At 63.7% G+C, this 21,825-nt stretch carries 22 protein-coding genes; 14 read left to right on the top strand and 8 right to left on the bottom strand.

Features of this window, described 5'->3' with window-relative positions; translation table 11 throughout:
- Positions 1-92: 92 nt before the first annotated feature.
- The 3 genes from F2S13_RS09695 to F2S13_RS09685 all read right to left on the bottom strand — a co-directional run bounded on the left by F2S13_RS09695 (position 93) and on the right by F2S13_RS09685 (position 3,454).
- Positions 93-440, bottom strand: a complete 348-nt coding sequence (locus F2S13_RS09695; RefSeq protein WP_166360260.1) for a cupin domain-containing protein — start codon at positions 438-440, stop codon at positions 93-95.
- 9 nt (positions 441-449) lie between these two features.
- On the bottom strand, positions 450-1,856 hold the full coding sequence (locus F2S13_RS09690) for an NAD(P)/FAD-dependent oxidoreductase (RefSeq protein ID WP_166360259.1): 1,407 nt from the start codon (positions 1,854-1,856) through the stop codon (positions 450-452).
- A 113-nt stretch (positions 1,857-1,969) separates the two neighbouring features.
- A complete protein-coding gene (locus tag F2S13_RS09685) occupies positions 1,970-3,454 on the bottom strand; it encodes a PucR family transcriptional regulator (RefSeq protein ID WP_166360258.1) in 1,485 nt (494 codons plus the stop codon).
- 221 nt (positions 3,455-3,675) lie between these two features.
- Here F2S13_RS09685 and F2S13_RS09680 point away from each other — a divergent pair, with 221 nt between their 5' ends.
- Complete coding sequence (locus F2S13_RS09680; protein WP_166360257.1) at positions 3,676-4,704, top strand: ABC transporter substrate-binding protein; 1,029 nt, start codon at positions 3,676-3,678, stop codon at positions 4,702-4,704.
- A gap of 230 nt (positions 4,705-4,934) precedes the next feature.
- Here the strand turns inward: F2S13_RS09680 and F2S13_RS09675 are convergent, their stop codons facing one another.
- The 4 genes from F2S13_RS09675 to F2S13_RS09660 are packed head-to-tail and all read right to left on the bottom strand — an operon-like array spanning position 4,935 to position 7,801.
- Positions 4,935-5,909, bottom strand: a complete 975-nt coding sequence (locus tag F2S13_RS09675) for an NADP-dependent oxidoreductase (protein WP_166360256.1) — start codon at positions 5,907-5,909, stop codon at positions 4,935-4,937.
- A gap of 44 nt (positions 5,910-5,953) precedes the next feature.
- Positions 5,954-6,826, bottom strand: a complete 873-nt coding sequence (locus tag F2S13_RS09670; protein WP_166360255.1) for an SDR family NAD(P)-dependent oxidoreductase — start codon at positions 6,824-6,826, stop codon at positions 5,954-5,956.
- Positions 6,823-7,467, bottom strand: a complete 645-nt coding sequence (locus tag F2S13_RS09665) for a Dabb family protein (RefSeq protein ID WP_166360254.1) — start codon at positions 7,465-7,467, stop codon at positions 6,823-6,825. The genes F2S13_RS09670 and F2S13_RS09665 overlap by 4 nt, the downstream gene beginning before the upstream one ends.
- On the bottom strand, positions 7,457-7,801 hold the full coding sequence (locus F2S13_RS09660; protein ID WP_166360253.1) for a hypothetical protein: 345 nt from the start codon (positions 7,799-7,801) through the stop codon (positions 7,457-7,459). Before F2S13_RS09660 ends, F2S13_RS09665 begins: the two co-directional genes overlap by 11 nt.
- 109 nt (positions 7,802-7,910) lie before the next feature.
- On the opposite strand from F2S13_RS09660, the gene F2S13_RS09655 reads away from it, so the two are divergent.
- Positions 7,911-8,912, top strand: coding sequence for a helix-turn-helix domain-containing protein (locus tag F2S13_RS09655; protein WP_166360252.1), 1,002 nt, complete (start codon positions 7,911-7,913; stop codon positions 8,910-8,912).
- A gap of 69 nt (positions 8,913-8,981) precedes the next feature.
- Complete coding sequence (locus tag F2S13_RS09650; RefSeq protein ID WP_166360251.1) at positions 8,982-9,791, top strand: SDR family NAD(P)-dependent oxidoreductase; 810 nt, start codon at positions 8,982-8,984, stop codon at positions 9,789-9,791.
- A gap of 103 nt (positions 9,792-9,894) precedes the next feature.
- Here the strand turns inward: F2S13_RS09650 and F2S13_RS09645 are convergent, their stop codons facing one another.
- Positions 9,895-10,482 carry an HD domain-containing protein gene (locus tag F2S13_RS09645; RefSeq protein ID WP_166360250.1) on the bottom strand — a complete coding sequence of 196 codons (588 nt, stop codon included), beginning with the start codon at positions 10,480-10,482 and terminating at the stop codon, positions 9,895-9,897.
- Positions 10,483-10,641: 159 nt separating this feature from the next.
- Between F2S13_RS09645 and F2S13_RS09640 the strand changes: the two genes are divergently transcribed.
- The 11 genes from F2S13_RS09640 to F2S13_RS09590 all read left to right on the top strand — a co-directional run bounded on the left by F2S13_RS09640 (position 10,642) and on the right by F2S13_RS09590 (position 21,785).
- Positions 10,642-11,412, top strand: a complete 771-nt coding sequence (locus F2S13_RS09640; protein ID WP_166360249.1) for a phytanoyl-CoA dioxygenase family protein — start codon at positions 10,642-10,644, stop codon at positions 11,410-11,412.
- Positions 11,413-11,521: 109 nt separating this feature from the next.
- Positions 11,522-11,938: a RidA family protein gene (locus tag F2S13_RS09635; RefSeq protein WP_166360248.1), complete on the top strand. Its 417-nt coding sequence runs from the start codon at positions 11,522-11,524 to the stop codon at positions 11,936-11,938.
- A gap of 10 nt (positions 11,939-11,948) precedes the next feature.
- Positions 11,949-12,623, top strand: coding sequence for a DUF1028 domain-containing protein (locus tag F2S13_RS09630; RefSeq protein ID WP_166360247.1), 675 nt, complete (start codon positions 11,949-11,951; stop codon positions 12,621-12,623).
- A 69-nt stretch (positions 12,624-12,692) separates the two neighbouring features.
- Positions 12,693-13,847, top strand: a complete 1,155-nt coding sequence (argE, locus tag F2S13_RS09625; protein ID WP_166360246.1) for an acetylornithine deacetylase — start codon at positions 12,693-12,695, stop codon at positions 13,845-13,847.
- Between the two features lie 126 nt (positions 13,848-13,973).
- The gene (locus F2S13_RS09620; RefSeq protein WP_166360245.1) at positions 13,974-15,464 is read left to right on the top strand and encodes an aldehyde dehydrogenase family protein; all 1,491 of its coding nucleotides are present in this window, start codon (positions 13,974-13,976) and stop codon (positions 15,462-15,464) included.
- Positions 15,465-15,518: 54 nt separating this feature from the next.
- Positions 15,519-16,901, top strand: a complete 1,383-nt coding sequence (locus tag F2S13_RS09615) for an aspartate aminotransferase family protein (protein WP_166360244.1) — start codon at positions 15,519-15,521, stop codon at positions 16,899-16,901.
- 142 nt (positions 16,902-17,043) lie between these two features.
- On the top strand, positions 17,044-18,027 hold the full coding sequence (locus F2S13_RS09610) for an ABC transporter substrate-binding protein (RefSeq protein ID WP_166360243.1): 984 nt from the start codon (positions 17,044-17,046) through the stop codon (positions 18,025-18,027).
- A gap of 73 nt (positions 18,028-18,100) precedes the next feature.
- Positions 18,101-18,904, top strand: coding sequence for an ABC transporter permease subunit (locus tag F2S13_RS09605; protein ID WP_166360242.1), 804 nt, complete (start codon positions 18,101-18,103; stop codon positions 18,902-18,904).
- Positions 18,892-19,728 carry an ABC transporter ATP-binding protein gene (locus F2S13_RS09600; RefSeq protein WP_166360241.1) on the top strand — a complete coding sequence of 279 codons (837 nt, stop codon included), beginning with the start codon at positions 18,892-18,894 and terminating at the stop codon, positions 19,726-19,728. The genes F2S13_RS09605 and F2S13_RS09600 overlap by 13 nt, the downstream gene beginning before the upstream one ends.
- Positions 19,729-20,016: 288 nt before the next feature.
- Positions 20,017-21,366 (top strand): flavin-containing monooxygenase, encoded by a 1,350-nt coding sequence (locus F2S13_RS09595; RefSeq protein WP_166360240.1) that lies wholly within the window; start codon positions 20,017-20,019, stop codon positions 21,364-21,366.
- A complete protein-coding gene (locus tag F2S13_RS09590) occupies positions 21,366-21,785 on the top strand; it encodes a RidA family protein (RefSeq protein WP_166360239.1) in 420 nt (139 codons plus the stop codon). Before F2S13_RS09595 ends, F2S13_RS09590 begins: the two co-directional genes overlap by 1 nt.
- The last annotated feature ends 40 nt before the right edge of the window (positions 21,786-21,825 follow it).

Here is a 21,825-nt window from a genome sequence, read left to right as displayed (position 1 = left end):
CAAGCCAGCTCCCACAGGAGTTCCACGGTGATACGTACATCACTGTGGGAGCTGGCTTGCCAGCGATGAGGCCCTATCAGACGCCGACAGTTTCAACCAAGAATCAGGTAGGTCTTGCGCACAGTTTTACGAACTTCCCAGGTCCCCTGGGTATTGGCCGCAAAGTAGATCGCATTCCCCGCCCGAAACTCGATGGTATCGCCACCATCGGGGGTAAAGCTGCCTTCCCCCTCGATGAAATAGCTGTACTCCGCTTGCACGACCTGACGGCGGAAGCGACCGGGGCTGCACTCCCAGATGCCGGTCGAGGCGTTCTGCGCCGGGAGCTCCTGGTGCAGGGCCGTGCGCGCCTGGGCTACCGGCTCGCCGACGGGCGCGCCGATCGGGGCGGCAGGGGTGAAGGCACTGTCGTTTTCCAGGTGAATCAGAACAGGGTTCATAAGATCTCCTCAGGATTTGTCTTCCAGCCCGGCAGGGGCCAGTTTGGCGAGCATGCGGTCGAGCGGGGCAGCCTTGCGCCCGGCCATTTCCGCGCGTTCCTTGCGCAGTACCGCGTGGCGTACCAGCGAGCCGCCGAGGTAGCGCATGGGTTCTGCGGGGAATTTCTTGCACTGACGGCCAACCAGAGCGCACTGGCTCCATTCATCCTTGCGACCCAGGGCAAGGCTGGCCAGGATGCGCCCGCCCAGACGGCTGGGGCCCACGCCATTGCCGCTCCAGCCGATGCCGTAATGGATGTTTTCGTGGCCGCGCAGGTGGCCGAATACCGGCAGGCTGTCATAGGTGCGGTCGATCGGGCCGGACCAGGAATGAGTCACCGCCTTGTCATCGAGCATTGGATAGGTGCGACGCAGGTCGGCTTCGGTCAGGGCGATGCTGTAGGGGTCGTCGCTGAACTTCGGAGTGATCTTCGCGCCATAACTGATGACGCCGGTCCCTTTGCCGAACGCGATGCGCCCGTCGCGGGTGGTGCGGTAGTAGTCGACCATCATCTGCGAGTCGGTGATGGCTTCGGCGCCCGTCCAGCCCATCTGCTCCAGGCGCTGAGCGATGGGCTCGGTCACCACGATGGAGCTGTTGACCGGCACGATCAGTTTGGCAAGCTCGGGTAGGGCGGCCGACCAGGCGTTGGTCGCCAGCACGACGTTGGCCGCACTGATCCGCCCGCTCGCGGTGCTCAGTTGGACCGGGTTGCCGGCTTCGATGTGGGTCACGCCACTGTTTTCATGAATCTCGACGCCGGCGGCCAGCGCCACTTTGCGCATGCCGCGGACCAGCGCAGCCGGTTGTACGGTGGCGTTGCTGCGTTCCAGCACACCCGCCAGGTGCGTTTTCGAACCGGTACGGCGAGCGACTTCGCTGGCCGACAAGCGTTCGAACGGGGCCACGCCCAGGCGCGCGCAGGCATCGAGGGTGCCCTGCCAGCTGTCGATATGCTCGGGGCTGGTGGCGGTCCACAGCCAGCCGTTCTGCTGGAAGTGCGCATCGATCTTGTGCTGCTGGCAAAACTCGCCCAACTCGTAAATGGCCCGTTCGGCGCTTTGCCCAAGGAACAGGGCCTGTTCCTTGTCGCAGAAGGAGGTGAGGCTGCTGATCTTGGGCCACCAGGACATCACGAAACCGCCGTTGCGACCCGAAGCACCACCACCGCACACGTCCTGTTCCAGTATCGCGACGCGAATGTCCGGCTCGTGCTGTTTGAGGGTCAGTGCCGTCCAGAGGCCGACGAAGCCACCGCCGATAATAGCCACATCGACCTGATGCGCGCCCTGCAATGCTGCCGGGATGTGCAGCGAGGGCTCGGCGGTTTCCATCCAGTGGCTGCGCTTGAGCGCAGGAGTCAGCGCAAGTTTCATGGGGGTGTCCCTCTTGTTCGGAGCGTGTGGGCCTAGTCTTGAACGGCACGGCACGCACAACAATCAGGCGCGATTAAGAACGCGAGCGCCGGACTTGTTCGATCGTATGAGGATCATGGTTGCATGCCGGCGACATCCGCCGCGCGCAGGGCGAACCAAAGGATCGCCACGTCTTCGGTGTTGTCCAGCGAGCGGCCGGTGATCTCTTCGATGCGCCGCATGCGGTAGACCAGCGTTTGCTTGTGCACGTGCAGTTCCTTGGCGGCGGCCAGCCACGAGCGGTTGTGCGCCAGGAACACGCGCAGGGTGTGCAGCATGGGGGTGCCTTGCTGGCTGTCATAGTCGGCGAGGTTGCCCAGCACCTGGCGGAACACCCGGGCAGCCTCGTCCAGGCTTTGCGGTAGCCAGGGGCTGTTGGCACCCACTTGCGCATAGGCGGCCAAGGGGGTTTGTGCGTTGGTATGGGCCAACGCCAGGCGCGCTTCACGTAACGCCTCCAGGCAACGCTCAGGATGGCCCAAGGGGTTGCTCAGGCCCAGCGCACTGTGCAATCGGGCATGCAGTTGCGGCGCCACATCGCCCCAGTACAACAGAATCAGTTCCTCACCCTGGGCCCGCAACAACACAGACACGCCGTCGCGCTGCAAGGTCTCGTAGCATTCGGCCAGTGCCGCCGGTGCGGGGCGCGCCACGGCCAGGTGGATCTGTTCCCGGGGCTTGCCGAACTGGCTCAGGCGCTCTTCGGCCTGATGCCGGGACAGGCGTTGCTGCAACAGGTCGTCCAGCAGCTCGGAGCCCAGGCGCAGGCTGCGCTCGCATTCGACCCGCAAGCGTTCGAGCTCGATGCCGAGCACGGCAACCAGGTGGTGCAGCAAACCATAATCGGGCAGTTGCTCGCCGTGGGCGATCAGCCAGCAATCGCGCAGGGAGGGCACGGCCATTACCAGCGCCTCGCCCTCGGCCAGACGACAGCGACGTACCACGGGCTGGTTGCCTGTGGTCTCCAGGCGGTATTGCGACAGGGGCGCGCGCTGTTCCGGAGTCAAGCTGGCAAGGCCCGGCTGCCAGGGCTCCAGCGACTGCGGCTCGACCAGTTTGAGGCTCGCCTGTACGTCCTTTTCCAGACGTTGCAGCAGGGTCTTCAGGCCCAGCCCCTGGATACTCAAACGGGCGCTTTCATAGATCCGGGCAATGGTGTTGCGGCGCTCGAATTCTTCCTGGCGGCCGGCGTCGACAATGGCGCGGGTCACCGCTGCAAAGGGTACGCCGTAGTGGGTGACCAGCAGGGGAAAACCGAGTGCTTCGGCAGCCTGTTGCAAGGCCACAAGGTCCGCCGGCGCCTGCATGTCCTCGCCGATCATCAAGCCGGCCAGACCCGCGCCAGACAGACGTTCCACGTAGCGGCGCTGCTCGTCAGGCGCCACCGGAATGCCGATCCCGGTGGTCATCAGCAGGTCGCCTTCGCCAAACCATTGGGTGGGGTCGGCCAGCTCGCAGACATGCGCCCAGCGCACCGTCCGGCCAAGGCCCTGGCCACCGCTGAGCAGCCGCGTGCGCAGTTCGGGGATGGCGATGATGTCGCTGACATTCAGGGGCATGCGGGCGGCTTTCCGTTGGGGCATGAAGTGTGGGTGGCATGTTAGCGCAACTGTCCGGGCGACGCGGCATCCGGTGATCCCTGCTCATACGAAGGTACAAAGCTTGAGACACGAATGTTAATTGCGTCTGATTGTGGCCCCCGCGCACGGACCCGACACTGGCCGGGTCAGTCATTCAGCCGTGTCGGGTGTGTGCCCGCTGCGAACCGGAGATCATAACAATGCACAAGAATCTCATCCTTCCCTTGTTCCTTGCCGGCGCGGCCTGCTGCGCAACGCAGGCTCAGGCCGATCTCACCGTGGTCTCCCATGGCGGTGCGAACAAGGACGCGCAAGTCGCGGCCTTCTACAACACTTACCAGGCGCAGACCGGTACAAAAGTCGTCGCCGGTGAGTTCAATGGCGAGATGGCCAAGATCAAGGTCATGGTCGATACCGGCAGCGTTTCCTGGGACGTGGTCGAGATGGAAATGCCGGAACTTGCCCGGGCCTGTGATGAGGGCCTGCTGGAGGAGTTCAGTCCGGATCCTGCAATTGCCAAGAACCTGTTGCCAGAGACTGCCCAGCAGTGTGGCGTCGGCTTCTTTGTCTGGTCCACAGTCCTGGCCTACAACGCCGATAAGTTGCAAACCGCTCCCAGTGGCTGGCAGGACTTCTGGGACCTGAACAAATTCCCCGGCAAGCGCGGCCTGCGCAAAGGCGCCATGTACACCCTGGAGTTCGCCCTGCTCGCCGACGGCGTTCCGGCCAGCGAGGTCTACACCCAGCTCGCCACCAAGGAAGGCCAGGACCGCGCCTTCCACAAGCTGGACGAAATCAAGCCGAGCATCCAGTGGTGGGAAGCTGGTGCCCAGCCACCGCAGTACCTGGCCTCGGGCGATGTGGTGATGAGCTCTGCCTACAGCGGCCGTATCAGTGCCGTGCAGAATGACAGCCACCTGCGCATTGTCTGGAACGGCGGTATCTACGACATGGACGCCTGGGCCATCCCGCGCGGTTCGAAGAACTCGGCCGAGGCGCTCAAGTTCATCAACCACACCCTCGCGGCCGAGCAACAGAAAAGCTACGCCGAGAACATCGCCTATGGCCCGGTCAACCGCCAGGCAATCGGCCTGCTCAGCGCCAAGCGTCTGGAAGAGCTGCCGACCGGCGCCACCAACCTGCAACAGCAACTGCACATGAGCGCTGGCTTCTGGGCCGATCATGGTGAGCAACTGGAACAACGCTTCAACGCCTGGGCGGCCAAATAGCCCAGGTCGTCATCTCCGCATAGAGAGGGATGGAATCCCTCTCTTGATTTTGCCGCCCTCGAGGCGGCATTTTTTTGGAAGCGCCGCAATCCTCTGTAGCCGCTGCCGCAGGCTGCGCTGGAGTCCCGCAGGGGCTCCCCGGCGATCTTGAGATCCTGCGCCTGCCGCGCAGGCGAGCGCAGCCTGCGGCAGCGGCTACATGTCCGTCTTTTACCTGTGAGGTATGGGTTTCAGTCCGCGACTTGCAACACCAGTTTCACCCTGGCGCTGCCGCTCTGCAGAAGGTCATGGGCCTTGGCCACCTGCTCCAACGGCAAGGTCTCGATCCGTGGCGGACGGACCTGGCCACTGCCCAGCAAGGCGGCGATTTTGCCGAGTTGCACGCCGCTGGGCATCTTGCTCCAGGTAACCGCGGTGCGCAGGCCGCGCTGTGCGGCGCCGGCGTGATCCGGGCCGGGATCGCCCTCGGCGAGGGTCAGGATCGACACCAGCATCCCGCCGGGCCGAAGCATGTCCAGACTGCCCGGCAGGCTTGCACCACCCACGCAATCGAGGATCAGATCCACACCGTCTGGAGACCACTGGCGAGTGGCAGCCGGAATATCCTGCGTCCGGTAGTCGATACTGTGCTCGCAGCCCAATGACTCGACATAGTCGCGATTGCCGGCACTGCACGTAGCCGCGACATGCGCCCCGGCGATTCTCGCGAACTGGATCGCGAAGGTGCCAACGGCACCGGCCCCACCGTGCACCAGCACCTTGTGCCCCGCCTGCAGGCCGCCGTCCTCGAACAGCCCGGCCCAGGCCGCCAGGGCAGGTGTGGGCACTGCGGCTGCCTGGGCAAAGTCGAGGTTGTCGGGCATCGGCACCACAGACTCGCGGGAAACGCACACGTACTCGGCATAGGCTCCCCACTTCCCGGCGCCAACATCGCTCTGGGCGAAAACTGCTGCGCCTTCGGCAAACCCCGTCACGCCTTCACCGCTTCCCGCCACTGTTCCGGCCAGGTCAAAACCCAGGATGAACGGGAAACGGTAGGTGAGGAAACCGCTGAGCCAACCTTGGCGACATTTCCAGTCCGCCGGATTCACACCCGCGCAATGGACACGAATCAGCACCTCGCCCGGCCCTGGCATTGGCTTTTCCACCTCGGACAGCCGCAGTACATCGCTGCCTCCCAAACGGTCCATGACCACAGCACGCATAGTGATACCTCTGAAGTGAGCGTGAGGTTGAAAAAGGGAGCGGCTCAAGCGCCGCTCGGTTCTATGCCCGGGTGCGCCCATGCCGGGATCGTCGGTGCTGGCAGTGTGTCGCGGCCGTCCAGGGTGTAGACCGGCAACTGCTGCGCCAGCGGGAAGTGCAGGCTGTGGGTGACCAGGCCGGTACGCTCGCGGGCGGGCAGATGGCACAGCGCCAAGGCGGTCTCGGCCAGGTATTCGACAGGTTCGGTCGGGTAGCTGTCGGGTATGAAACGTCCACCGCCCGGGGTGCGGATCGCAGTGCTGGGCCCTACGGCATTGACCGCGATATTGTCGGCTTCGAGCTCCGCCGCCAGGCCCTGGGTAAAGCGATTGATCGCAGCCTTGACGGCGGCGTAGGCAGCAATGCCGCCCAGGCGTTCGAACTCGGCGTAAGGACGCAGCGGTGGCAGTGCGGTGACCGAGCCCAGGTTCAGTATCCAGCCGGCGCCACGGGCCCGCATCAAGGGAATCGCCGCCTGGCTGAGGGCGAAAGGTACCCGCAGGTAGTGGTCCAGGGTGCGTTCGAACATCTCCAGCGGCATTGTTTCGACGCTGCTGTATTCGGCGAATCCTGCGTTGTTGACCAGAATGTCGAGGCCACCGGCGGAAGCGGCGGCGCGTGCCACCAGGGTGTCGCGCTGGGCCGGCACCTCCAGGTCGGCGGCCAGGGCAATCGCTCGGCCGCCGGCCTGGGTAATCAGCGCAACCGTTTCGGCCAGGGTGCCGGGAAGGGTGACGGCGTCCTGCAGGCTGCGCGCACTGACCACGACCGTTGCACCTTCTGCCGCGAAGCGTTGGGCGATGGCGCGGCCGATGCCACGACTGGCGCCGGTGACCAGTGCGATTTTGCCAGCCAGTTTTTGCGATGTGCGGGTCATAGGGACTCCTTGTTATCAAGAGGTAGTGTCAGCAGGCTGGTGGCCTGCGCGCAGAACGCATGGGCAATCGCGTCCACGGTCCATTCGGGAAATTCCGGATCGAACCAGCGATCCACCCAGCCCCAGTGAAAGGGGTGGGTCAGGTATTCACCCAGCAGGCCATCGATGCTGGCGAACTCCTGCTGCCAGACATGGGTCCAGGGGCTGTCCGAGCACACCCGGCTCAGCTGCCAATTGCCGATGCTGGCGATGTATGCGGGCATGCGCAGCAGATCGCGCTCCAGGGCTGCGACCAGGCCTGGATCCTGTTCCGGGCGCACCCGCAACAGCAGGGTGCGCCAGATGCCATTCTGCAGGCCGACGGCACGCTGGCCGCCGCCAAGGCGCCGGTACGCCAGGCGGTCGACGCGAGCAACGCCGGGCAGTTGCGCCAGGGCAGCCTCGAGGTTGGCGTGGATTGCTTCGCTTGCCAGGTACAGGTCCAGGGTAAAATCACCTGCACCCCAACTGCCTTCGAGGTTGCGGCCCAGGCTGAAATGGCGAAGGCCGGGGAGGTATTGCAGGCGCCTTTGCAGTTCTTCCTGCAGCGTTTCGGCGATGGCGCCGGGGTTGAGGTACAGCTGTGCCGTTTCATGCCTCATGGTGCGTTGCCTCGGGTAAGGCCTGTGGCTGATCGGCGTCGCCCAGTACATGCCTGGCGATGTGCTGACCGAGTTCTTTGACGGCGGCCCAGAACTCGTGCACCTCGGCGCCGGCACCCAGGCGCATGCCGTAGTAGCCCCACACATCGGGCACCTGCCAGAGCAGCCAGAGTCTGTTCAGTTCGCCCGGCACGGCAACCGGTGGCGAGACCCAGCGTTGCTGCAGGGTCAACCCGCGCGCGCCGGCTTGCGGCAAGTAGCGTTCATCCAATAAGGTCAGCACCGCGGGGATGTGTTCCGGGGCGAGGAGGATTTCGTCGAGTATCTGGATCATGGTTGGCCTGCGCTGTGATCAGCCGCCATTAATCCACAAGCGCTTTTGGCCTACCGTCACCGGATCAATCACTAACCGTTACTGCACCGATCAACATGAGAAGTGGATGATGGCTTTCCGATCAGCACATGCCGTTCGCGTTCCCCACGGGCTGGGCACGCGATTGCTTGACGAGCTGGACCGCAACAGCCTGCCGGCAGGCGAGGCGCGGCAGCCGCTTTCGGCCGACGACTTCGTGAAACTGTTCCGCGACGCCATCGAGCAGCTTGAGGCCCAGGTGGCGAAGGGCGAGAGCCATCCACCGATGCGCAAGCAGGAAGTCGATCTGATGTGCCGCTGCCTGCTCAGTTGCAGCAGCCTGGTCGAGGCGATCGAGTGTGCCGCGCAGTTCTGTGCGATGTTGCACCCCAGGGCAGGGAAATTGAGCCTGGAGCTGCAAGGGGCGCGCGCAGTCTTCCATATGGATTCGTTGCGCCACAAACGCAGCTCGGCCGCCTGCCTGGTCGACTTGACCGGGCTGTTCTGCTACCTGCAACTGTTCGCCTGGCTGACCGGGCAGACGCTACCGGTGGACAGCGTGTTCCTGGCCCATCCCAAGCGCGAAGATGCCATGCCCTTTCTCGGCCTGTTCGACGCGCCGGTCGCGGTCGGCAAACCCACCTATGGCTTCAGCTTCGAGGCCAGCCTGCTGACGCGGCCGGTGATTCGCCAGCCTGCCGAACTGGCGGCGTTTCTCGTGGATTTCCCCTTTCGCCTGATCGGCGCAGCACCGAGCGTGGTCTCGGTCACGCAACAGGTGCGGGCATTTCTGCAGGCGGCGCTGGCCCATGAAAGCGAGCTCCCGACACTGGGCGCGATTGCCGCAGCCCTGGGCATCAGCGAGCCGACCTTGCGCCGCCACCTGGCGGCCGAGGGTGTCAGCTACCAGCAGCTGCGCAAGCTCTGCCTGTGCGAGTCGGCGCAGCGCTGCCTGCGCGAAACCGACTGGACCATTAGCCGCATTGCCGGCCATCTGGGCTTCAGCAGCGAGGCGGCTTTTCGGCGTGCCTTTCAGGATTGGACGGGGCAAGCCCCCAGCCGTTACCGCACCCTGGCCGCAGCTATCGTCTAAATGGACGATGGCTGATCCGGCGCGGGCGGCTCTACTGATGTCATTCGAACAGTCGGTAGGAGCAGCAGCATGGGCAGTGAACAGCAAGGCCGCGTCGCGGTCATCACCGGGGCGGCCAGCGGCATTGGCCGTGGCCTGGCCGAATACGCAGCCGGCCTGGGCATGCGCCTGGTGCTCAGCGATGTGGACGGCCAGCGACTGCAGGCGCTGTGTGCGCAATTGCAGGCGCAGGGTGTCGAGGCTGTCGCCTGCGTGACCGACGTCGGTGACCCGGCGCAGGTCGAGCGCTTGCGTGATGTGGCGGTGGAACGCTTCGCTGGCGTCGACCTGCTGTTCAACAATGCCGGGGTGATGCAGACCGGCTATTGCTGGGAGATCACCGAATCCCAGTGGCAGCGCATGCTCGACATCAACCTGCGCGGGGTGATCAATGGCATTCGCAGTTTTGTCCCGCTGATGCTGGAGCAGGGCCGGCCTGCCCATGTGATCAACACCGCTTCGCTCGCGGGCCTGGTCAGCAGTCCCATGATGGCGCCGTACAACGTCACCAAGCAGGCGGTGGTCGCGCTTTCGGAAAGTCTGCATTACGAACTGAGCCAGCTACAGGCGCAGGTATCGGTGTCGGTGCTGTGTCCGGGGCCGGTGGCCAGCCAGATCATGGCCTCCAACCAGGTCGCCGGCGCTGCCGATGCGCAGTTGAGCGAGATGCTCGACGCGAGCATTCGCCAGGGCATGTGCCCGCTGGAACTGGCGGCATTGGTATTTGCCGCCGTGCAGGAAAAGCGCTTCTGGATACTCCCCCATGACTTCATCAAACCGGCGGTGGAGCGGCGATTGCAGAGCATCCTGGAGGAGAGCAATCCGGTGTTTCAGTACTAAGGATTCTCGTTCCCACGCTCCGCGTGGGAATGCATCCTGCGACGCTGGAGCGTCTGACACGGCATTCCCACGCGGAGCGTGGGAACGAGGTAACGAGTAACGGTCAGGCTGCAGCGTCGTCGGTCACTTTCTTGTACAGCGACTGCCGCGGCTGGGCGAAAACGCGACGCAGCATGGGCTCGAAAAATTCCAGCGGCAGGGTTTCGCCTTCCGGGTCGAATGCCGCGGCGTCGTAACGGGCGCAGAATTCGATGGTTTGCTGGAACTGCGGGTGGTCCTTGAACTGCTCGCGCAGGTGCCGGTCCATGCCCAGGTGATGGAAGAAGTAGTAGCCCTGGAAGATCGCGTGCTTCTCGATCATCCAGTGGTTCTGTTCGCTGACGAAGGGCTTGAGCATGGCCGCGGCGATGTCGGCGTGGTTGTAGGTGCCCAGGGTGTCACCTATGTCGTGGAGCAGGGCGCACACCACATATTCCTCGTCTTCGCCGGCACGGTAGGCGAGGGTGGCGGTTTGCAGCGAATGGGTCAGGCGGTCCACCGGGAAGCCGCCGAAGTCGCCGTCCAGCAGTTTGAGGTGGGTCAGGATGCGGTCGGGTAGTTTGGCCGCGTAACCCGGGAAATGCCTGGCAATGTGAGTCCAGTCCTCGGCGGTGCCGTCATCCATGTGGGTGAAGTTGGCGCGATTGTTCATCGGCTTCTCTTATTGTTTGTTGGGTGGTGTCGACCAGTGTAGGAGTGTCGCGGCTAGCGACCAATCACGCAGGGTGCCAGCTTAGTGTCCTTGGCGGCCATCCGGGGCGTGGTGCACGTGCGCTAAACTCTGAGTGCTGACTATTGCCGGGAGCACTCCATGGCCACCATCGACCCTTTACCACCGCTGACTGCAAAGCGCCTTGAAGCCTTGCACCGTGAAGGGTTCGTCTTGCTGCCTGGCGTGCTCGATGGCATGGGCATCGCCACCCTGCGCAACGCCATCGACCAGCTCAAACCCCGGCATTGGGATTACAGCGGGCTGCTCGACCACTACAAATGCGTGTTCAACCGTGACCCGCTGTGGCTGCCGTTTCTTGACCTGCCCGGGGTCATCGAGCTGGCCGAAGCCGCCCTTGGCGACGACTGCCACATCATCGGCCAGACGGCCTGGCGCTGCCATCCCGGCTTCGTCGGCCTGGAACCGCATCTGGATTACCTGGTCGTGGAGCTGCCGCAAAGCCTGCTGGCCGATCCGGGCTTCACCTTGCCGATGCAGATCTGCACGGTGCAAATCTACCTCGACGATATCGACGCCAGCCTCTGCCCGACCCTGGTGATCCCCGGCAGCCACCGCGCCGGTCGCCGTCCGGTCAAGGGTGAAAGCCATTGGAAGGGCCGCCCCGCGCAGCCGGTGCTGTGCTGCGCCGGCGATGCGCTGATGTTTCGCAGCGAACTCTGGCACGCCGGCAGCAGCAACCTGACCGCCGACCGCAGCCGCTATCTGGTGCAGGTGCACTACGGCCGGCGGATGGTGGCGCAGAAGTTCTCGCCCTATCTGCACTGGCAGTTCAACCCGGAGGTCCTGGCCGCGGCGACGCCGAGGCAACGTCGGTTGTTGGGCGAGCACGAAGAGGCGGAATACGACTGAGTGGTGGGTCGTAGTTTTTTCCTGTTCAGGGACTACAAAAATCATCATTTCGCTGGCCTCACCTCGTGAACAGAATGGGCAGAAGGACCTTCATTCCGAGGATTAATAGATGTCACAACCCACCCACACCCGCATCCGCATGTTCAACACCAAGGAAACCTACCCCAACCAGTCCCTGGACAACGACCTGTGCCAGGCCGTACGCGCCGGCAATACCGTTTACGTCCGCGGCCAGGTCGGCACCGATTTCGAGGGGCGCCTCGTCGGTCTGGGTGATCCCCGGGCCCAGGCCGAGCAGGCCATGCGCAACGTCAAGCAACTGCTCGAAGAAGCCGGCAGCGACCTGAGCCACATCGTCAAGACCACCACCTACATCATCGACCCGCGTTACCGCGAGCCGGTCTACCAGGAGGTTGGCAAGTGGCTCAAGGGCGTGTTTCCGATTTCCACGGGGCTGGTGGTGTCGGCACTCGGCCAGCCCCAGTGGCTGATGGAAATCGACGTGATTGCCGTGATACCGGACTGAGGAGCACACCATGACGTTTTCCATCGTTGGCCGTTGTGCCGAAACCGGGCAGTTGGGCATTGCCATCAGTTCCTCCAGCATCGCCGTCGGCGCACGTTGCCCCTGGCTGCGTGCGGGGGTTGGGGCGGTCGCCTCGCAGAACGTGACCCTGCCAGCGCTGGGCCCGCAGATTCTCGACGGGCTGGATGCCGGCCTGGAACCGGCACAAGCCCTCGACCGGGCCCTGAGCAGCAATGGTTTCAGCCAATACCGCCAGGTCACGGTGATCGACCATCAAGGCCGCACGGCCTTGTTCAGCGGCACGCAATCGCTGGGCATCAACCATGCGCTGGCCGGCGAGCAATGCGTCGCGGCCGGCAACATGCTGGCCAGCAGTGAAGTGATCGAACGCATGGTCACGACCTTCGAACAGAGCGAAGGCTGCCTGGCGGACCGCCTGATGGCCGCGATGCATGCCGGGCTTGCCGAAGGCGGCGAGGCCGGTGTGGTGCATTCGGCGGCGCTGTCGGTGGTCAGCGATCTGCTCTGGCCGATCGTCAACCTGCGGGTGGACTGGTCGGAGGATGATCCGATCGGTGAGCTGCAGGCACTCTGGACGGCCTATAGCCCGCAAATGCAGGACTACATCACCCGCGCGCTGGACCCGACTCGGGCGCCGAGCTACGGCGTGCCTGGCGACGAGTAATTCCTCTGGGCTGAGCGGGTTGCCGGGCAATCGGCCCAGCCTTCATTTTCCGCCATCAAGGAGGCCCCCATGTCGACAAGTCGTGAGCTGCTGGCCCGGCTGATTGCCTTTAACACCGTCAGCCGCGAGTCCAATCTGGCGCTGATCGAATTTATCCGAGACTACCTGGCAAGTTTCGGCTGCGAGAGCGAACTGCTGTTCAACGCCGAACGGACCAAGGCCAACCTGTTCGCCACTCTTGGCCCGCGAGACCGCGGCGGCGTGGCGCTGTCCGGGCATACCGACGTGGTGCCGGTGGATGGCCAGGCCTGGACGGTCGATCCGTTCACCCTGAGCGAGCACGACGGCAAGCTGTATGGTCGTGGCACGGCAGACATGAAGGGCTACCTGGCCTGCGTGCTGGCGGCGGTGCCGCGCCTGCTCGCCAAACCCCTGCGCTTGCCGGTGCACCTGGCGTTCTCCTATGACGAGGAGGTTGGCTGCCTCGGCGTGCGCTCGCTGCTTGAGGCATTGGAGCAGCGTGAGCACAAGCCGATTGTCTGCATCATCGGTGAGCCAACCGAAATGCGCCCGGTCCTCGGGCACAAGGGCAAGCTGGCCATGCGCTGTTGTGTGCAGGGCGCGGCCTGCCATTCGGCGTATGCGCCCCAGGGAGTCAATGCCATTGAATACGCCGCCCGGCTGATCGGCCGACTCGGTCAGATCGGCCAAGGCCTGGCCGCGAAGGACTCGCATGATGAGCGCTTCGACCCGCCTTACTCGACGGTGCAGACCGGCATGATCAGCGGCGGCCGGGCGCTGAACATCGTCCCCGCCGAGTGCCAGTTCGACTTCGAAGTGCGCGCCTTGCCCGACTTCGATGCACAGCAGGTCGCCGATCAATTACAGGAATACGCCAGGGAAGAACTGCTGCCGCAGATGCAGGCGGTGCAGCCCCGGACGTCGATCCGTTTTCAGCCCCTGAGTGCTTATCCGGGGCTGGCGACCGATCCCCACAGTGAAGCGGCTGAACTGATTGCACAGCTCAGTGGTTCTCGCGAATTCGGCACCGTGGCCTTCGGTACCGAGGGCGGGTTGTTCGCCCAGGCGGGTATTCCCACGGTGGTCTGTGGCCCCGGCAGCATGGACCAGGGGCACAAGCCCGACGAATTCGTCAGCCTCGACCAGCTTGCCGCCTGTGATGCCATGCTGGACCGCCTGGCGCAGCACCTGCAGGACGGCTAACCAACTTTTTCATATCCCCAGAGCACATATTTAATAATTTTCCTTAGCAGCACCTTCAGCCACTATCGATCCATCCAAAAATAACCATGACCGGCCATGACCGGTTGCAAGCGAAGGAGCCCAATGGTGTTCGAACTCAATGATTGGCAACAGCGTGCACGCAGCCAGCGCTTTATCGACCGGGCCCTGATCGGCGGCCGTCAGGTTGCTGCCGAGTCAGGCGCGACCTTCGCGGCGATCAACCCGGCCACCAACCAGTTGCTGGCCAATGTCGCCGCCTGCGGCGCCGTTGAAGTCGACGCTGCAGTGCGCGCCGCACGCCAGGCCTTCGAGAACGGCCCCTGGGCACGCATGGCACCGGTGGAGCGCAAGAAAGTGCTGTTGCGCCTGGCCGAGCTGATCCTGAGCAACCGCGAGGAGCTCGCGCTGCTCGATTCGCTGAACATGGGCAAGCCGGTGATGGATGCCTACAACATCGACGTGCCAGGCGCCGCCGGTGTGTTCGCCTGGTATGGCGAAAGCCTCGACAAACTGTACGACCAGGTGGCGCCCACCGCGCAGAATGCCCTGGCCACCATCACCCGCGTGCCGCTCGGCGTGGTCGCGGCCGTGGTGCCCTGGAACTTCCCGCTGGACATGGCGGCCTGGAAACTCGCTCCGGCGCTGGCCGCCGGCAACTCGGTGATCCTCAAGCCCGCCGAGCAGTCGCCGTTTTCCGCCCTGCGCCTGGGCGAGTTGGCACTGGAGGCCGGGTTGCCGGAAGGCGTGCTGAGCGTGGTGCCGGGGCTGGGCGAGAGTGCCGGCAAGGCGCTGGGTCTGCACCCGGACGTGGATTGCCTGGCCTTCACCGGTTCGACCCAGGTGGGCAAGTACTTCATGCAATACGCCGCGCAGTCGAACCTCAAGCAGGTCTGGCTGGAGTGCGGCGGCAAGAGCGCCAATCTGGTGTTTGCCGACTGCCAGGATCTGGATCTGGCGGCGGAGAAGGCGGCGTTCGGGATTTTCTTCAACCAGGGCGAAGTCTGCTCGGCCAACTCGCGGCTGCTGGTAGAGCGCAAGATTCACGACGAATTCGTCGAGCGCCTGATCGCCAAGGCCCGGGAGTGGCAGCCGGGTGATCCGCTCAATCCACAAAGCCGCGCCGGCGCCATCGTCGACACGCGCCAGGCCGACAGCGTGATGGACTTCATTGACAGCGCTCGCAACAGTGGGGCGAACCTGGTCTGCGGAGGCCGACGCTTGAGTTTCAATGGCTCGAACAACTTCATCGAGCCGACGATCTTCACCGGAGTAAGCGCGGACATGCGCCTGGCCCGCGAGGAAGTGTTCGGCCCGGTGCTGGCGGTGACCCCGTTCGACAACGAAGACCAGGCCGTGCGTCTGGCCAACGACAGCATCTACGGCCTGGCCGCCTCGCTGTGGAGTGATGACCTGCACCGCGCCCACCGCGTGGCCCGACGCCTGAATGCTGGCACCGTGTCGGTGAACACCGTCGACGCCCTCGACGTCAGCGTGCCCTTCGGCGGTGGCAAGCAGTCTGGCTTCGGCCGCGACCTGTCGCTGCATTCATTCGACAAGTACACCCAGCTGAAAACCACCTGGTTCCAGCTGCGCTGATTCAAGCAGCCAATAACAAAAAGATTACGTCACCCAGCACCAAGGAGACATGCAATGACCGCGCAATTCGAACAACGTCGCACGACCAGTGATTACCAGGCCCTGGATGCGGCCCACCACATCCATGCGTTCGTCGACCAGAAAGCCCTGAACGAAGAAGGGCCGCGGGTGATGGTGCGCGGCGAAGGCCTGGCCCTGTGGGACAACGACGGCAATCGTTATCTGGACGGTATGTCGGGCCTGTGGTGTACCAACCTGGGCTACGGTCGCAAGGACCTGGCCGCCGCCGCCAGCCGCCAGCTGGAGCAGCTGCCGTACTACAACATGTTCTTCCACACCACCCACCCGGCGGTGGTTGAGCTGTCCGAAGTGCTGTTCAGCCTGTTGCCCAAACACTACAGCCACGCGATCTACACCAACTCCGGCTCCGAGGCCAACGAGGCACTGATCCGCACCGTGCGCCGTTACTGGCAGATCCTCGGCAAGCCGCAGAAGAAGGTCATGATCGGTCGCTGGAACGGTTACCACGGTTCGACCCTGGCCAGTACCGCGCTCGGTGGCATGAAGTTCATGCACGAGATGGGCGGGATGATCCCCGATATCGCGCACATCGATGAACCCTACTGGTATGGCCACGAAGGCGACCTGACACCGGCAGAGTTCGGCCTGCGTGCCGCCCGCCAGCTGGAGGAGAAGATCCTCGAACTGGGCGCCGAGAACGTCGCCGGCTTCATCGCCGAGCCGTTCCAGGGTGCTGGCGGCATGATCTTCCCGCCCGAGAGCTACTGGCCGGAAATCCAGCGCATCTGCCGTCAGTACGACGTGCTGTTGTGCGCTGACGAGGTGATCGGTGGCTTTGGTCGCACCGGCGAATGGTTCGCCCATGAATACTTCGGCTTCGAGCCGGACACCCTGTCGATCGCCAAGGGCCTGACCTCCGGTTACATCCCCATGGGCGGCCTGGTGCTGTCGCGCAAGATAGCCGAAGTGCTGGTGGAGCAGGGCGGGGTGTTTGCCCATGGCCTGACCTACTCCGGACACCCGGTGGCCGCTGCCGTGGCTACGGCCAATCTCAAGGCGCTGCGCGACGAGGGGGTGGTCACCCGGGTCAAGCAGGACACCGGTCCCTACCTGCAGCGTTGCCTGCGCGAGGTGTTTGGCAATCACCCGCTGGTGGGCGAGATCCAGGGCGCCGGGATGGTCGCTGCCTTGCAGTTTGCTGAAGACAAGGCCACGCGCAAGCGTTTCGCCAATGAGTCGGACATCACCTGGAGCTGCCGCACCCATGGCTTCGAAGAGGGTCTGATCATCCGCGCCACCCTCGGCCGGATGATCATGGCACCCGCCCTGATCGCCACCCGCAGCGAACTCGATGAGCTGATCGAGAAGACCCGGCGCGCGGTGGACCGCACAGCCCGGGAGCTCGGGCGGCTGTAAGTCAGCCCCGCCGTTCCATTCCTTGTTCTACCTAATCACGCCGGCCCATGAGGGCCGGCGCGACGGAACCCTTTTTGGCCTTTTTTTGGCCAGTACTGCCCCGCAATCCAATAACTAAGCCAACAGGCTGTGGGAGTGTTCCATGTTCAAGCCCTTGCTCAAGCGTTCCGCGCTGTCCCTTGCAACTACTGCGCTGGCCCTGGGAGTCGCCACCGGCACCCAGGCCGGCACCCTGTCCATCGGCCATACCACCTGGGTCGGCTACGGCCCGCTGTACCTGGCCCGCGATCTCGGCTATTTCAAGGAGCAGGGCCTGGACCTGCAACTGACCACCATGGAAGAGGCGTCGATGTACATGGCCGCCCAGGCTTCCGGCAAGCTCTCGGGTTCGGCCTCGACCATCGACGAGATCCTCAAGTACCGTCCGCAGTTCTGCTTCAAGGCCGTGGCCGCGCTGGACGACAGCCACGGCGGCGACGGCGTGCTAGTGGGCAAGGAGGTCAACAGCCTGAAAGAGCTCAAGGGCCAGTCGGTGGCGGTTAACGAAGGCTCGGTTTCGCAGTTCTGGCTGTCCTACCTGCTCAAGCGCAACGGCATGCAGATGAGCGACCTGAAAATCGAAAACATGACCGCCGACGACGCCGCCACGGCGTTCATCGCCGGACGCATTCCGGCGGCGGTGACCTGGGAGCCGCACCTGTCGCTGGTGAGCGCCAAGGGCCAGGGCAAGGTGCTGATCGACAGCACGCAAACCCCCGGTGTCATTGTCGACGTAGTGGCGCTCAACTGCGACGTCATCGAGAAGCAGCCGGAGGACGTCAAGGCATTGGTCAACGGTCTGTACAAGGCCGTGCAGTACACCAGGGAACATCCGCAGGAAGCCTACGCGATCATGGCCAAGGGCGTCGGCGGCTACCTGGCCGATCCGGTGGAAATGGCCAATGCCGCCAAGGGCGTGCGTTTCTACGACCAGGCCATGAGCGAAGAACTGCTCGGCACTCCTACCAAGGCCGGCGACATCAAAGGCGTGATCCGCCTGGCCAACGAGACCTGGAGCGCGCTGCAAGGCAAGCGCTTCGACGTCCGTTACGACGAACTGGTCGATACCCACTTCGTCACCCCGTAATCCCCCGACTGTTCCTCCCGCGCACCTGCGGGAGGTTCAAGCCTGCTCAATCAACTTCGCAAAGGAGGTGGCCGTGGCCACTCGTAAATCCTTACTCAACCGCTGCCTGACGCCCAAGGTCGACTTGCCGTCCAGGCTGCTGTTAAGCGCCAGCACCCTGTGCTGGTTGCTGGTGATCGGCCTGTGGGCCGGGCTGTCCTACGGCGGCGTGGTGCCGACCATGTTCCTGCCGACGCCGGGGGCGGTGCTGGAGACGGCGTTGCGCCTGACCCGCGACGGCAGCCTGGCCCAGCACGTGTGGGCCAGCGTCGAGGTGGTAATGATCGGCTTCGTCGTCTCGTCCCTGGTGGCGGTGCCGCTGGGGTTGCTGATGGGCAGCTTTCGCATCGTCCAGGCGTTTCTCGAACCGCTGGTGAACTTCATCCGCTACCTGCCGGTGACCTCGTTCGTGCCGCTGTTCATCCTGTGGATCGGCATCGGCCTGGAGCAGCGAGTGACCGTGATCATCTTCGGCGTGTTCTTCCAGCAACTGGTAATGATCGCCGACGTCTCCAAGGGCGTTTCCAAGGACCTGATCAACGCCTCCTACACCCTGGGCTCGAACCGCCGTGATGTGCTCTTCCATGTATTGGGCCCGGCGTCCCTGCCCGGCGTGCTCGATACCCTGCGGGTGACCATGGGCTGGGCCTGGACCTACCTGGTAGTGGCCGAGCTGGTCGCCGCCAACAGCGGCCTGGGCTACATCAGCCTCAAAGCCATGCGCGGTTTCCAGGTGGACGTGATTTTCCTCGCCATTGCCATCATCGGCCTGCTGGGCCTGATGACCGATCAACTCTTCCGAATCATTCGACTCAAGGTGGCATCATGGGCGCAGTAACAACGATGCAGCGTGATCATGCGGCGGCCAAGGCCGCACCAACGGCGGCCCCGGCGCGCTTGCGCGTGGAAGAAGTGAGCCTGCATTACCAGACACCCAACGGCTCGACCTTCACCGCACTGGACAAGGTTTCCTTCGAGGTGCCCGATGAACAGTTCGCTGTCCTGGTCGGCCCCTCGGGTTGCGGCAAGTCGAGCCTGCTGTACCTCACCGCCGGGCTGGCCGAGCCGACCTCGGGCAAGATCCATGTGGGTGGCCAGCAAGTCGAAGGCCCTGGTGTTGACCGCGGCATGGTGTTCCAGAGCTACACGCTGTTCCCCTGGCTGACGGTGCGCCAGAACGTCGAATTCGGTCTCAAGCGGCGCGGCATGCCGGCCCGCCAGCGCGCCGATATCGTCAACTTCTATGTCAACGAGGTGGGCCTGGCGCGGTTCGCCGACAACTACCCCAAGCAGCTCTCCGGCGGCATGATGCAGCGCGTGGCGATCGCCCGGGCCCTGGCCAATGACCCGCAGATCCTGTTGATGGACGAGCCCTTTGGCGCGCTCGACAGCCAGACCCGCCTGCAGATGCAACAGCTGTTGCTCAAGGTCTGGGGCAACAGCAAGAAGACCGTGTTGTTCGTGACCCACGACATCGACGAGGCGATCCTGCTCGGTGACCGCGTCTACGTGATGGGCGCTCGCCCCGGCAGGATCAAGAAGATCCTCGACGTGCCGATCGAGCGTCCGCGCTCGCTGGACATGGTCATGGACCGCACCTTCATTGACATGAAACGGGAGATCTTCGGCCTGTTGCATGAGGGTGAAGAAGAGGTCCATTGACGGTCGCTCCCCTCTGCCTGAGGGATCAGGACACCCGCCGCTTTTATTCGCACTGATTCAAGACTTGCGCAGCACCGGCACCGCTCAGGTGCCGGCCTGACGCTGCGCGCCCGGCAGGATTTCGTCGGGCGGCGCACCCGCGGGCAAAGGCTCTGCATCAGTAAATTGTAGGCAATAAGCAGCTTAATAATATTTTACCGATTCAAGGGCGCTCCCTAGTCTTGACCCCATCAGCACAGGCCAGCGACGACCGACCTGAATCAACCCGCCTTTGAGAAGGACACAGACATGACCGTTGAAAAAATAGAAATAGATACGCTTGTTGTGGGTGCCGGTCAGGCCGGCGTGGCCATGAGTGAACACTTGAGCAAACTCGGCGTGCCCCATCTGGTCCTGGAGCGCAATCGCATCGCCGAACGCTGGCGCACAGGGCGGTGGGATTCGCTGGTGGCCAATGGTCCGGCCTGGCACGATCGTTTTCCGGGTCTGGAGTTCGACGGTCTCGATCCTGACGCCTTTGCCGGCAAAGAGCAGGTAGCCGATTATTTCGAAGCCTATGCCGAGAAGTTCAACGCCCCCATCCGCACCGGTGTGGAAGTGACGAAAGTGGAGCGCAATGCTGACCGGCCGGGCTTCACCGTCGAAACCTCCGAGGGCGTGATCCAGGCCAATCAGGTAGTGGTCGCAACCGGGCCGTTCCAGCGTCCTGTAATCCCGGCGATCGCGCCTGAAAGCGCAACGATCTCCCAGATCCACTCGGCCGAATACCGTAATCCGCAGCAGCTGCCCGAGGGTGCTGTTCTGGTGGTGGGTGCCGGGTCGTCGGGGGTGCAGATCGCCGATGAGCTGCAGCGCTCCGGCAAGCAGGTTTACCTCTCGGTTGGCGCCCACGATCGTCCGCCACGCGCCTATCGCAACCGCGACTTCTGCTGGTGGCTGGGTGTTCTCGGTGAGTGGGATGCGGAGGGCGTCCAGCCGGGCAAGGAGCATGTCACCATAGCCGTCAGCGGTGCGCGTGGCGGTCATACGGTGGACTTCCGCAGGCTTGCCCATCAGGGGATGACGCTCGTGGGTCTGACCCAATCGTTCAACGACGGTGTGGTGACCTTCGAAGCGAATCTTGCCGACAACATTGCGCGCGGCGATGAGAACTACCTTGCGCTGCTCGATGCGGCTGACGCCTATATCGCGCGCAATGGCCTCGACCTGCCGGAAGAACCGCAAGCACGGGAAATGCTCCCGGATCCGCAATGCGTGACCCATCCTATTCTTGAGCTCGATCTGGCCAAGGTTGGCGTGACCTCGATCATCTGGGCGACCGGCTATGCCGTCGATTACAACTGGCTGAACGTCAACACCTTCGACGCCAAGGGCAAGCCACAGCATCAGCGTGGTGTTTCCAGGGAGCCTGGCGTCTATTTCCTGGGCCTGCCGTGGCTGTCGCGTCGAGGTTCGGCTTTCATCTGGGGCGTCTGGCACGATGCGAAGCATATTGCCGACCATATCGTCAAACAGCGCAGCTATCTCGCCTACCGTGATCCTTCGCAACGCCAGGCAGAGGCTGATCGAAAGGCAAGCTCCGATGAAACCTGCCCCGAATCCAATGTTCAATCCGTCAGAATGATGGAGGCCATTTGATGCCTACCCATACCCGCATCCGCATGTTCAATACCAAAGAGACGTATCCGAACCAGTCGCTGGACAACGATCTCTGCCAGGCCGTCCGTGCTGGCAACACCGTCTACGTAAGGGGGCAGGTCGGCACGGACTTCGAGGGCAACCTGGTTGGCCTGGGCGATCCTCGTGCCCAGGCCGAGCAGGCGATGAAGAACGTCAAACAGTTGCTCGAGGAAGCTGGCTCGGACCTGTCCCACATCGTCAAGACCACCACCTACCTGATCGACCCGCGCTATCGCGAGCCGGTGTATCAGGAGGTTGGCAAATGGCTCAAGGGTGTGTTCCCCATCTCCACCGGGTTGGTGGTCTCGGCCCTGGGGCAGCCGCAATGGTTGATGGAGATTGATGTGATTGCGGTGATCCCGGACGCCGGCAACTGACGGATCCTCACCTCGTCCGCCTCGTTCCCACGCAGAGCGT

This window comes from Pseudomonas akapageensis (assembly GCF_011355085.1).
GTDB lineage: Bacteria > Pseudomonadota > Gammaproteobacteria > Pseudomonadales > Pseudomonadaceae > Aquipseudomonas > Aquipseudomonas akapageensis.
Note: the sequence above shows the minus strand (reverse complement) of the source record. Positions and strands in the feature narration are given on the sequence as shown.